Source organism: Pantoea sp. FN0307, assembly GCF_050113815.1.
Lineage (GTDB): Bacteria > Pseudomonadota > Gammaproteobacteria > Enterobacterales > Enterobacteriaceae > Mixta > Mixta alhagi.
Window position 1 is genome coordinate 1165539 of record NZ_JBNJSO010000001.1, and the last position, 12373, is coordinate 1177911.

Consider the following 12373-nt stretch of genomic DNA (forward strand, 5'->3'; position numbering starts at 1 on the left):
ATAACGCACACAGTAGCATTGTGCGTTATAGCGCACAAGATAACATTCGGGAGGAAAAGGATGCAGACACTCACGCAACACCTCGCTCAAACGCTAAAAGCCTTACGTGTGCAGCGCCAGTGGAGCCTGACGCAGGCAGCAGAACACAGCGGCGTCAGTAAGGCGATGCTGGGGCAAATTGAACGCGGCGAATCAAGCCCTACGGTTGCCACGCTGTGGAAAATCGCCACCGGCTTTGCCGTGCCGTTTTCGCTGTTTATCACGCCGCCTGAAGCGCCAGCGGAGGTAACGCACTATCGCGACGGTGAACGGCCGCCGTTTCTGCAACGCAATGCACAGATGCAGGTCAGGCCGCTGGCTGATTTCGATCCGTTGCTGGGGTTCGATCTGCTGGGGATTACTTTTTCCGCCGGTGCGTTTAGCGAGTCGGCTCCCCACGCGCCAGGGGTAACAGAACATGTGGTGGTGATTGCCGGTACGCTGGAGGTGCGGGTTGCGCAGCAATGGCATCTGTTGAAACAGGGCGAAGTGCTGCGTTTTAACGCCGACGTGCCGCACGCCTACCGCAATAGCAGCGACCAGCCAGCGTTAATTCACGACCTGATACATTATCCGCGTGCAGGCTAAACGCAGAATTAATTAAATTCCCAGCTCAGTGAAGCGCCCACGCCGTAATTACGTCCTGGCGCCGGTTCGAAGTAGCGGCCATTGCCTTCATTAACAATCACCGAACCCACATAGCGGCGGTCAAACAGATTATCAACGCGGCCAAACAGATCCAGTACCCAGTTCCCGGCGCGGTACTTATAGCCGCCGTTCAGCGCGGTCACCGCATAAGCCGGAGCCTGTTCACTGTTGCTATCGTTGGCCTGAATCTCACCCATATAGCGCAGCTCGGCACCGCCGTACCAGCCGGTTTCTGGCGCATATTCCAGCGCCGCCCAGGCCATATTGCGGGCAATGCCGGGCAGACGATTGCCGCGCGTCACCGGATTTTTGGCGCTGCTGCTGCTGTCGCGATAGGTGGCATCCAGCAGTGTCCAGGAGAGCCGCAGTCGCCAGTCAAGGGCAAACTGCTGATCGAGCGCCAGCTCCAGACCGCGTCGCCGCGTCTGCCCGGCATTTTTATAGCTGCTGCGTCCGCCTTCGCTGTTGGCGACAACAATTTCATTTTTGGTATCGGTCTGGAAGAGTGCGGCGCTGAACAGACCGTTGCCAATACGGGTTTTGCTACCAATCTCCAGCGTATCGCTGGTTGAGGGTTGCAGGAGGTTATTCAGACCGCCCTGGTCATCGTTGCGATAGGAAAGTTCGGTAATGGTCGGCGACTCGAAACCGCGTCCGGCAGAGGTGTAGATATTCCAGGCATCCGTCAGCGCATATTTCAGCGCGGCGGCAGGCAGCCAGCGGTGATAGCGCGCTTCGCCGCTATCGTCGCCGTTGTCAGCGGTGATGTAGTGATCATTATCATCAAAATTCACCGTGCTGAAACGCACCCCCGCATCCAGCGTCAGCTCAGGCGTAAGTTGCCAGGAGGTCTGCAAATAGGGATCGAGGTTCCACATCAGGTTGCGCTCGTTGCGGCGCAGGTCGCCCTTATGACCAAAAGCTGGCGTGCCGTTTTGCATAATGAAGTTTTCATAGCCTTTGCGACGTTCGCTCATGGTTTCGTAATCAATCCCGCCGGTGAGCGTTACGGGGATCGCGCCGATGGCGTCACGATGCGTCCAGCGCACATCGATACCCTGATAGTGACGGGTTAAATCAATTACGCCGCCGGCATGGGTCGGTTTTAGCTGCGGCGCGCGCGGGATCGACTGATACTGCACCGTTTCACGTTCGCCCGCCCACGCCATCAGGCGGAAGTCATCTTTTTCGCTTATCTGACGTTCATAGCGCAGCCCGGCCTGCGTTTGCTTTGTTGTTTTGCGCGTATTGTACTCTTCCGCGCGCGGAGACTGGCGCGGGTTATCGTGCCATTCTGTGTTGGTCAGGCCGCCAGCGTCCTGGGCTTTGATATCCACGCTGTTAAACAGCAGCGTTAAGGTACTGACATCATCAATACGCACCCCCAGCCGCGCGTTGCCGAGATTCTTTTGCGCGCTGCTGTGATCGCGGTAACCGTGAGTGCTAAAACGGGTTGTGGAAACCGCATAGTCAACATCACCCACCTGACTGCCATCGCCGGTTGCGCCCTGTGCCTTCAGGCCGTAGCGCCAGCTACCGAAGCTGCCATAATAGCTACTGGCCTCAATGCTGGCGGGCTGACTGCCTTTCAGGGTCTCAATGTTGATTACGCCGCCCGAGGCGTTGCCGTAGAGCGCGGAAAAGGGACCACGCAGCACTTCCACGCGATCCACCGAATTGAGATCGATATTAGACGTTTGGCCCTGACCGTCCGGCATCGTTGCCGGGATGCCATCCACATAAATACGCATACCGCGCACGCCATAGGTAGAGCGCGAGCCAAACCCGCGAATCGAAATCTGCAAATCCTGCGCATAGTTCTGTCTGTTCTGGATTTGTACGCCAGGAAGGCCGGAGAGATTCTCCGACAGATTAACGCGCGGCGCGGCCAGACGCAGATCGTCGCCGTTGATCACGCTCACGGCAGCTGGCGTGTCCAGTTCGGAAAGGCCGCCAGGGGAGGCGCTCACCACCAGGGTCGATTTATCGCTGGCCGCTGCGCAGATGCAGCTAAAAACCAGCAGGGTGGGTGCTGCTATAAAGCGGGCAGAAGAGGGAGGAAGGATGATTTTCATAAAGGCGTCCTGCGGCAGAAATAATTGATAACGTTCCGTAACATCTGCGTTTAAGCCTGGCAGCCCGGTCATATTTTGCAAAAAGCGCTAATAAAATATTTCAGGCCAGCGGTGACAAATCACGCATAAACCGCCGGAATGCCGCAGAAAACAGCTAATAATCTGGCTGATATAAAACGAGACTATTATCAAGACCCAGGTCAGTATTAACCGACATTTAACCAGAAGGATTTACACCATGAATCAACGTCCCGCGGTAGCGGTATTGGGATTAGGCGCCATGGGGCATGCTTTCGCTGCTAACCTGGTAAAGAAAGAATTTCAGGTAGCAGGCTGGAACCGCACCCGGGCACGCGGTGAGGATCTGGCGGCAGCGGGCATGCAGCTGTGTGATGAGCCGCAGCAGGCGGCAGAACAGGCTGAAGTTGTGTTGGCGATGCTGTCAGACGGCGCAACCACCGAACGCGTTCTGCAAGAAATAATGCCAGCGTTAAAGCCCAACGCTATCTTCTGCCAGATGGGCACCATCGGTGTGGAAGCCACCGACAAACTCATTTCTCAGCTGGTCGCGGCGCGCCCGGATGTGGTCTATATCGATGCGCCGGTTTCCGGCACCAAAGCGCCTGCAGAAAATGCGCAGATTCTGGTGCTGGCCAGCGGCGATCGGCAGCGTGCGGCGCGCCTGGAGCCTGTGTTTGCCGCTATCAGCAAGGGCGCGCGTTGGTTGGGTGAAGCGGGCGCCGGTTCGCGAATGAAACTGGTGGTAAACGCCTGGCTGATTAGCATGATGCAGGGGCTGGCGGAAAGCACCAGTCTGGCGCTACAGTTTGGTTTTACTCCTGACGAACTCTGGTCGGTGCTGGAAGGCGGGCCGTTAGCAGCGCCCTATGCAAAGGTAAAGCTGGAGACCATCAGGGGCGGCGACTATACGCCCCAAATGCAGCTGGTCTGGGCGCTTAAAGATGCGCAGCTGGCGCTGAGCGCGGCGGAAGATCAGTCGATGCCGGGACTTCAGCATATTGCTCAGCTCTGGCAGCAGGCCGTGGAAGCGGGCTATGGCGAGCAGGATCTTGCGGTGATTTATCGGTTTTTGACTGGCAAAGAGTAAAGCCTGTCCGGCAGAAGCGGGCCGTAGCCCGCTCTGTTAACCCATTTACTCTGCTTTTTGATACTGCGCCAGCGTTGCTTTTTTACAGGCGGCGACATCTTTAAGATTACTTTTTTTCACCTCGTCAGGCAGTTTGCTATAAGCATCCGCTACCTTTTCCGCTTCGTCCTGATTAAATTCAGGCGTGTCCATGCCATAAGGAACCGAACCGCGCATCACCATATTTTTAAGCTTCTGCACATACTCTTCCTGTGATGCGTCCGCCGCTTGCTGTTCACCGGTGATGGTGCAGAGTCCCGCAATATAGGATTGCGCTTCGCTGCTTGCTTCGTCTGCTGCCTGTGCCACGCCGCAGCTTGCCATCAACAGCAGTATCGCCAGTCGCTTTTTCATTCTTGCTCCTTTTTGCCTTGTTAAATCGTTACTTAAGCATAGCTGAGATATGTTTTTACGGAGCGGAGGCGCTGCTCGCGACGCTGACAGGCTGCTGCCGCGAAAGCCTGGCGGAACAGCTTCTGTACAAATTCAATCCATGCTGGACGCCAGAACGCCATTTCATTTTTGCCTCTTTTTTATTAACCGCAGGTAGGTTATTAAAATGTTATAGATTTATCTAAGCGCTTTGCCCAGCCGCCGCTGCGCCTTGACAATCTTCAACGTGAGATAAGTCTCAGAAATCGATTACAGGGATCCCCAAATTTTTTGAGCGTTCATAGTTAAGGGGTCTTTTTTCACCGAAGGAGGGAAAAAAAATTGTCCTGGTTATCTGAAGATGTAGAGCATGACTCCGAGTTTTTGGCGTTAGTGGGTCGGGCTGTCGTAGCGTTAGCACAGGAAAGGCGGGCATTGAGTTACGATGCGCTCTGTTCGCGTTTGGGCGGCCTGGCCGACAACGCGGACGACGACGAAATGATTATAAGTTGTTGGCGAGCGCGTCAGCTGTTAAAAAACAGCGTGGGATTAGTCAAATAAAATGAATGGATGCCTCGCGCACCTGGCATCAAACCCCGCGCCAGAAATCAGCTATAAGATAAGCATCGTTTTCACCAGGAAGAAATTATGCCGTTTGATCTTCACGCTTATCTGGCGCGTATCGGTTTTACCGGCGCGACGCGCCCTTCATTAACGACGCTGGCACAGCTGCATCAGGCGCACGTATGCGCTATACCCTTTGAAAACCTGGATGTGCTTCTTGATCGCCCGATTCACCTTGAAACCGAAGCAATTCAGGAGAAGCTGGTCGTAGCGCGGCGTGGTGGTTACTGCTATGAGCAGAACGCGCTGTTTCTGCTGGCGCTGCAGCAGATGGGGTTCGATGCACGCGGGCTGGCGGCCAGAGTCGTGATTGCCCAGCCGCCGTCTGTGCCGCCGCGTACCCATATGTTGCTGCTGGTGCAACTGGAAGAGGATTTCTGGATTGCCGATGTAGGCTTTGGCGGCCCGACGCTGAGCGCGCCGATTCGCCTGCAGGCAGATCGGGTGCAGACCACGCCGCACGGCGAATATCAATTGCAGTCGCTGGGTGAAGAGTGGCTGCTGTGCCAGCGGCGTAACCAGGAGTGGCTGCCGCTCTATCGCTTCGATCTGGTGACGCAGTATCCTTCCGATTACCTGATGGCCAATCATTTCGTCTCGACCTGGCCGCACTCGCACTTTCGGCATCATTTGCTGGCGGCACGTTATCTGCCGGACGGCGGTCAGCTGTCGCTGGAGAACCGACGTTTTAGCCGCTATGGCGCGCAGCCGGAGCGGCGCACGCTGGATGATCTGCGCGCGCTTTATCAGCTGTTGCAGGATGCGTTCCGCCTTGGGGTTAAGCATTCGCTGTATGGCGTGAGCGAAGAGGCGTTTATCGAGGCGATGACGCGGCTGGACAACACACAATAAGCGTCCTTGCAGAGCCTGGCTATACTTATCAACCTGAATGCCATACAGGAGGAATTATGCCCGATAATCGTAACCAGGACTTAATGCCCTATAACCTTTTCTACTGCGACGGTACCATACTGGCGCAGAATATCGATGGCCACGTTATCGAACTGGGCCAGGCGAACGTGCATGATGGGCTGATCGGGTATCAAATTGATGGCAGCGATCTGCATGGCGAAAACTACAGCGCGCCAGAAGAATTACTGGAAGATTTGGGTGAGCAGCTCGATTTCTTGTTTCTTGACGGGCAGTTTACCAGCCTGCCGGACGTGAGCGAACGCTGGCTGGACAGGCTGGAAGATGCGCCGGTACAGCTGATTAGCCTGCATGAGCTGGATAGCGGCACCGAAGATGAAGATCCTGTGTCGATTAGCGATGAGGATCCTGGCATCCGCAATGAGTGATCGCGCCGCACCGCCATTGATTTCACCTGACGAGCAGGTAGTGCTGTATGACGGCACCTGCCGGCTCTGTAACGGGTGGGTGAATTTCCTGCTACGCTACGATAAATATCGTACGGTGAGGCTGGCGGCGGTGCAGAGCGAGCAGGGCAAAGCGCTACTGCGCTGGGCAGGGCTCTCTACAGAAAACATCAGTACGATTGTGCTGATTAGGCAGGGGAAAGTTTATCTGCGCGCGGAAGCAATATTTCGTGTCATGGCCGGGCTGCCCTGGCCGTGGCGTATCCTGGCGCTGTTGCGTCTGCTGCCTGCGACCCTCAGCAACCGCTGCTATGATTTGATCGCCAGCAATCGCTACCGTCTCTTTGGGCGCTACGACAATGTCCAGTCTCTCATCGCGGATCATCCGCAACGCTTTCTCGACCGCTGAACCCCGGGCAAAAAAAACGGCATCCGAAGATGCCGCTGCTTTTTTTTGCGGGTGGGCCTTAGCCGACCGGCTGAGTACGGATCAGGTAATCAAACGCGCTCAGTGAGGCTTTTGCGCCTTCGCCGCTGGCGATGATGATCTGCTTGTACGGTACAGTGGTGCAGTCACCGGCAGCAAAGATGCCTTTCACGCTGGTTTCGCATTTTGCGTCGATCATAATTTCGCCCATCTGGTTGCGCTCAATGGTGCCATCCAGCCAGGTGGTGTTCGGCAACAAACCAATCTGTACGAAAATACCGGCAACGTCCAGCTGATGAACCGTGTCGTTTACGCGGTTTTTGTATTCCAGGCTGGTCAGCTTGCTGCCGTCGCCTTTCACTTCCAGCGTTTGCGCATTAAGAATAATGTCCACGTTCTGCAGGCTGCGTACTTTTTCCTGCAGCACGGCATCCGCTTTCATCGCTGGGGCAAATTCCAGCAGGGTAACGTGTTCAACGATGCCTGCCAGATCGATCGCCGCTTCAACGCCGGAGTTACCGCCGCCAATAACCGCAACGCGTTTGCCTTTGTACAGCGGGCCGTCGCAGTGTGGACAGTAGGTAACGCCACGGGTGCGGTACTGCTCTTCGCCCGGCACGTTCATGTTACGCCAGCGTGCGCCGGTCGCCACGATAATGCTGCGTGATTTCAGCTCAGCGCCGGAGGCGGTTTTAATGGTATGCAAGCCGCCTTCAACGCTGGCCGGGATCAGCTTGCTGGCGCTCTGGCTGTCGATAACATCGATAGCATATTCGCTTACGTGCGCTTTCAGCGCGCCGGCCAGTTTAGAACCTTCGGTTTTCGGTACGGAGATATAGTTTTCGATATCCACCGTATCCAGCACCTGTCCACCAAAACGTTCGCCCAGCAGAGCAGTACGAATGCCTTTACGCGCTGAGTAAATCGCTGCCGCTGCGCCCGCCGGGCCGCTGCCGACAATCAGCACGTCGTAAGCGTCACGCTTATTCAGCTCTTCCGCCGCGCGTTTATCTGCGTTAACGTCCACTTTGCTGACGATCTCCGCCAGACTCATGCGACCCTGACCAAACTCTTTACCGTTCAGGAACACCGCAGGAACGCCCATCACATTGCGATCCTGGATTTCGCTCTGGAATACGCCGCCGTCGATCGCCGTATGGCTGATGCGCGGATTCAGAATCGCCATCAGGTTCAGCGCCTGTACCACGTCAGGGCAGTTATGGCAGGAAAGCGAGTAATAGGTTTCAAAATGCAGGTCGTCATCCAGCTGGCGGATCTGATCCAGCAGCGCCTGTGTCTCTTTTGACGGATGTCCGCCGGTCTGCAGCAGTGCCAGCACCAGCGAAGTAAATTCGTGACCCAGCGGCGAACCGGCAAAACGCGGGCCGGTAGTGTTGCCTGGGTTAGTAATCAGGAATGAGGGTTTACGCTCCGGCAGGGTGTTGTCTTCACGGAACGTGACTTTTTCAGACAGCTCAGCAATCTCAGTCAGCAACGCTTTGATTTCAGCGGACTTGGCGCTGTCATCCAGCGTCGCGATTAACTCAACAGGCTTGGTTAATTTCTCAAGATAGGCCTTGAGTTGGTTTTTCATCGTGGTGTCGAGCATGAGGGTCTCCAGGCAAAAAATCGGGTGCCGCAGCACCCGATGAAAATATAAAGAGCGAGGCTAACTTAGATTTTGCCAACCAGGTCCAGAGACGGAGCCAGTGTTGCTTCGCCTTCTTTCCATTTTGCAGGGCACACTTCGCCCGGGTGGCTGGCAACGTACTGAGCTGCCTTCACTTTACGCAGCAGGTCAGAGGCGTCACGGCCGATGCCTTCAGCAGTGATTTCTACTGCCTGGATGATACCTTCCGGGTCAACGATGAAGGTACCACGGTCAGCCAGACCCTGATCTTCGCGCATGATGTCGAAGTTACGGGTCAGCGCGCCGGTCGGGTCGCCGATCATCGCGTACTGGATTTTCGCGATGGTTTCAGAGCTGCCGTGCCAGGCTTTGTGCGTGAAGTGGGTATCAGTAGAAACAGAGTAAATGTCTACGCCCATTTTCTGGAATTCTGCGTAGTGGTCAGCCACGTCACCCAGTTCAGTCGGGCAAACGAAGGTGAAGTCAGCCGGGTAAAAGAAGAATACGCTCCATTTACCTTCAACGTCTTTCTCAGTCACTTCGATGAACTCACCGTTTTTGAACGCGCTGTTTTTGAACGGTTTGATTTTGGTGTTAATGATAGACATCAGTTACTCCTTCATATTGGTTAGCGTGAAAGTTACCGAAAAATGTGATTGAGATCTAATGCGTATCCATTATTGAATCAATAAGTAAAACCTAACAACAGCTAAGGCATTACTTATTATGGACAAATTCTGCCCTCAATCCTATATGCTTCGGTAGCTCTGGCGCTGCAACAGGTTAGCGGCTCTGACAGATAGCCATTACGCTGCGTTTGATTTATACAGGGTTTCCCTGTTTGGGCCAGCAGGGTAACAACACTGCATGACCGGCGTCATCATACGTTGTTCATGACCAGACAATCCAGCCCGATCAAAATGCATAAATAAACCAGGGATCAATGGCCCGTGGTGATCGTCAGATTAACGGATAATCTAACCGGGTTTTGTACTCTCTCGTAACCATCATCTCTTACAGCAACAGGCTACAGCATAATCCGCCTTTTCGACTGCCTGATGATTAAGCAATGATGCTAATGTTACCGGTAAAATTGCCGATAAATGTGATGTTTATCACTTTATTTGAGGGAGCTATGTCCTTTTTTAGCCGTATTAAAACATCCACCTTTCTGATTTGCTGTATCGCTCTGTTTGGCCTGCTGCAATTCGCTTCCGGCGGACTGTTTCTTAATTCACTCAGCAATGACAAGGAAAATTTCCTTACTGCCACCACGGCCAATGACAAGGTCACTGCGCTGACCAACGCCTGGTATGCGTTGAATGCGGTGCGCTCCGATGCTAACCGTATCGTTATTTGGATCCAGCAGGAAGGCCCAGCCAGCGCAAAAGTGCCGGGGATGATCCAGCATGGACGCCAACAGCTGCAGGAGGCGGAGCGCTGGTATCAGGAATATCAGTCTGGCGCGCCGTTGAAACAGCTTGACCCGCATCTGACTGCTGAACTTAACGCCAGCTATAAAGCTTACTCGACACTGTTGCAGCAACTCATGGACACGGCGGATACGCACAGCCTGGCCGCAATGTTTGCCATTAATGCCGCGCCGAAACAGCAGGCGATGCTGGAAGATTACGAGCGCTGGCGCAGCGCGGTCAATTATCTGACCAGCCAGGCCGCTGAGGACAGCAGCCAACATTTCCAGCGAATGAAAATGTTGCTGACAGGCGTGATGCTACTGGTATTAGCCTGCGTTGCGCTTAGCTGGCGTGTGCTGCAGCGCGTGCTGTTGCAGCCGCTCACTGCCGCGCTTAACCATATTAATGCGATTGAACATGGCGATCTCACGCAGCCGGTAAAAATAGATCCGCTGGCGCGTACTGAAATGGGGCGACTGCATAATGGCCTGGCGCGTATGCAACAGGCGCTGGTCAATACCGTCAGCAACGTGCGCAGCGGCTCTGAAACCATTCTTACCGGCGTTAGCGAGATTGCCGCAGGCAATGCCGATCTCTCATCGCGTACGGAACAGCAGGCCGCTTCACTGGAACAGACGGCAGCCAGCATGGAACAGATCACCGCTACCGTAAAACAGAATGCGGATAATGCGCTGCAGGCATCCAAACTGGCGTTATCGGCGTCAGAGACCGCTGAGAAAGGCGGAGATATTGTTGATGGGGTAATCAAGACCATTTACGACCTGGAAGAAAGCGCAAAGAAAATCGCTGAGATCACCGGCGTGATCGAAAGCATCGCCTTCCAGACCAATATCCTGGCATTGAATGCTGCAGTAGAGGCGGCACGCGCCGGAGAAAACGGGCGCGGCTTTGCAGTGGTAGCGGGAGAGGTGCGCAATCTGGCCCAGCGCAGCGCGGCAGCGGCCAAAGATATTAAAGGGCTGATTGATGAGTCCTCTTCACGTGTGGAAAAAGGCACAAAGCTGGCGGTTGCCGCTGAAGAGTCGATGGAAGCCATCGTGGTTGGGGTTAAGCAGGTGCGCGATATTATGGATGAAATTTCCTCTGCTTCTGAAGAGCAAAGCCGTGGCATCAGCCAGGTAGGCATTGCGGTGGTCGAGCTGGATCAGGTCACGCAGCAAAACGCCTCGCTGGTTGAAGAGTCATCTTCGGCAGCCAGCCAGCTGGAAGATCAGGCCCGACATCTGAACCAGATGGTAGCGACCTTTCGTCTTGCCACAGGCGTGACGTTGTCACAAGCAGCCGCAAAAAAACCGGTTGTAAAGGTTGCATATTCTGTGCCTGCGCGTCCGAAAGAGAATTCCACGACAGAGGGATGGGAAGCGTTCTGACATTAAAAAAATAATTAATTTAAGCCGGCCTTTCATTGGCCGGTTTTATTTAATTAATCCACTAATAAAAACATGCCAATTATATACATTCGAAATAAATTCGCGCGCCGTTTTAACGGCCAGTGTCGCTAATTTATATAAACCCCATTGACGACAGATATTTATTGATTATTATTTTCCCCGCCCCGAAACAAAAAAGGAGTTTGTCGGTGAAAAAAATAAATATTGCTTTTATGCTGGCTGTACTGGCATTTATACCCTTGTCCAGCCAGGTGATTGCGCAGGATAAAATAGCCTCTCAGAATGCATCATTTTCCCGTCCGGAAGTTGCTGAAAAAGTGATGGCCTGGCAGGGCGAAGAGGGCGTTCAGGTCTGGATATTGCGCTACGGTCCGCGCCAGGATAATAAAGCACTGGTACAGATCACAAATATCGATCATCCCTGGAGTCAACGCATTCAGATAATGGATGTGCAAAAGAGTGATAAAAAGATCAGCTATTCACTTACGGTTAATGGTAATCGTTTTGTGGTGTTAAATGTCTTTGGCAGGGATTCAGGCGAACTTTATTTGCCCGATGAGAAGCAGCCTTACCGCATTAACTACAGCGAATCACTTTCATCCTATGGCAATGCACAGCATTTCCTGACCGATTACCTTAACCAGAAAAAATAATATCCCGGTGCGATAAAACAGAAACAGAGCAGGTATTCTTCCCCTCCATGGTGGAACGAGTGCCTGCTTTTTCTGTGCTGACGCGCGGGTCCGTGCGGCGCGGTTAATTAAGAGGTGGTTACCCGGCTAACGGGCACTGGCTCCCGCACAGTCATAACCAGCTTTTTTCTGGTTGCAGCAGCGACATTTCCAGCATACTGGCGAAAACAATCAGCGCGGTAGCGGTAAAGATCGCGTTATAACCCTGATATTGCGCCAGCCCACCGCTTAGCATGGGCGAAATGATCGATGCCAGGTTTGCTATTGCCAGGTTTGCTATTGCCAGCGTAATGCCGCTATAAGCGCCCACGCTGGCATGCGGCGTAACGTCAATCACCACTGACCAGTAGACATTATTGACCAACGCATTCAGCGCATTGCCCAGCGTCATCATCAAAATAACTGTACTGGCGGAGGGCATCCACGGGATCGCCAGAAAACAGCTGCCAATCAGCAGCAGCAAATGACTAATTCGCCCACCAGCGCCATTCCCATCTCGCCTGCCCAGGCGATGGTAATTTCCAGTATCGACCAGAGGCCCCCCGCCACGATCCAGATCTTTTTAGTGCAGAAGCG

General features: G+C 54.0%; 11 protein-coding genes and 1 pseudogene. 7 read left to right on the forward strand and 5 right to left on the reverse strand.

Translation table 11 applies throughout. The features are described 5' to 3' along the window. The first annotated feature begins 60 nt into the window (after nt 1–60). Nucleotides 61–627: a helix-turn-helix domain-containing protein gene (locus tag ACQE3Z_RS05485; protein WP_426972559.1), complete on the forward strand. Its 567-nt coding sequence runs from the start codon at nt 61–63 to the stop codon at nt 625–627. A gap of 8 nt (nt 628–635) precedes the next feature. Here the strand turns inward: ACQE3Z_RS05485 and pqqU are convergent, their stop codons facing one another. Then, complete coding sequence (gene pqqU, locus ACQE3Z_RS05490) at nt 636–2762, reverse strand: TonB-dependent receptor PqqU (protein ID WP_426972561.1); 2127 nt, start codon at nt 2760–2762, stop codon at nt 636–638. A gap of 238 nt (nt 2763–3000) precedes the next feature. On the opposite strand from pqqU, the gene ACQE3Z_RS05495 reads away from it, so the two are divergent. Continuing rightward, on the forward strand, nt 3001–3870 hold the full coding sequence (locus tag ACQE3Z_RS05495) for an NAD(P)-dependent oxidoreductase (RefSeq protein ID WP_426972563.1): 870 nt from the start codon (nt 3001–3003) through the stop codon (nt 3868–3870). 45 nt (nt 3871–3915) lie between these two features. Here the strand turns inward: ACQE3Z_RS05495 and ACQE3Z_RS05500 are convergent, their stop codons facing one another. After that, nucleotides 3916–4263 carry a hypothetical protein gene (locus tag ACQE3Z_RS05500; protein WP_426972565.1) on the reverse strand — a complete coding sequence of 116 codons (348 nt, stop codon included), beginning with the start codon at nt 4261–4263 and terminating at the stop codon, nt 3916–3918. Nucleotides 4264–4929: 666 nt separating this feature from the next. Here ACQE3Z_RS05500 and ACQE3Z_RS05505 point away from each other — a divergent pair. The 3 genes from ACQE3Z_RS05505 to ACQE3Z_RS05515 are packed head-to-tail and all read left to right on the forward strand — an operon-like array spanning nt 4930 to nt 6630. Then, nucleotides 4930–5757: an arylamine N-acetyltransferase family protein gene (locus tag ACQE3Z_RS05505; protein WP_426972566.1), complete on the forward strand. Its 828-nt coding sequence runs from the start codon at nt 4930–4932 to the stop codon at nt 5755–5757. A 56-nt stretch (nt 5758–5813) separates the two neighbouring features. Further along, nucleotides 5814–6203: a hypothetical protein gene (locus ACQE3Z_RS05510; protein WP_250649968.1), complete on the forward strand. Its 390-nt coding sequence runs from the start codon at nt 5814–5816 to the stop codon at nt 6201–6203. Further along, entirely contained in the window at nt 6196–6630 is a 435-nt protein-coding gene (locus tag ACQE3Z_RS05515) for a thiol-disulfide oxidoreductase DCC family protein (protein ID WP_426972567.1), read from the forward strand. The genes ACQE3Z_RS05510 and ACQE3Z_RS05515 overlap by 8 nt, the downstream gene beginning before the upstream one ends. 58 nt (nt 6631–6688) lie before the next feature. Here ACQE3Z_RS05515 and ahpF read toward each other — a convergent pair whose 3' ends face one another. Beyond that, nucleotides 6689–8257, reverse strand: a complete 1569-nt coding sequence (gene ahpF, locus ACQE3Z_RS05520) for an alkyl hydroperoxide reductase subunit F (protein ID WP_426972569.1) — start codon at nt 8255–8257, stop codon at nt 6689–6691. A 65-nt stretch (nt 8258–8322) separates the two neighbouring features. Beyond that, nucleotides 8323–8886: an alkyl hydroperoxide reductase subunit C gene (ahpC, locus tag ACQE3Z_RS05525; RefSeq protein WP_085071716.1), complete on the reverse strand. Its 564-nt coding sequence runs from the start codon at nt 8884–8886 to the stop codon at nt 8323–8325. Nucleotides 8887–9413: 527 nt separating this feature from the next. Between ahpC and ACQE3Z_RS05530 the strand changes: the two genes are divergently transcribed. Together ACQE3Z_RS05530 and ACQE3Z_RS05535 are read left to right on the forward strand one after the other, a co-directional pair. Further along, on the forward strand, nt 9414–11084 hold the full coding sequence (locus ACQE3Z_RS05530; protein ID WP_426972570.1) for a methyl-accepting chemotaxis protein: 1671 nt from the start codon (nt 9414–9416) through the stop codon (nt 11082–11084). A 209-nt stretch (nt 11085–11293) separates the two neighbouring features. Further along, nucleotides 11294–11758, forward strand: coding sequence for a hypothetical protein (locus ACQE3Z_RS05535; protein ID WP_426972571.1), 465 nt, complete (start codon nt 11294–11296; stop codon nt 11756–11758). A gap of 151 nt (nt 11759–11909) precedes the next feature. Here ACQE3Z_RS05535 and ACQE3Z_RS05540 read toward each other — a convergent pair. Continuing rightward, nucleotides 11910–12257 (reverse strand): annotated as a pseudogene (locus tag ACQE3Z_RS05540) (MFS transporter); the annotation flags it as partial. Nucleotides 12258–12373 lie beyond the last annotated feature (116 nt).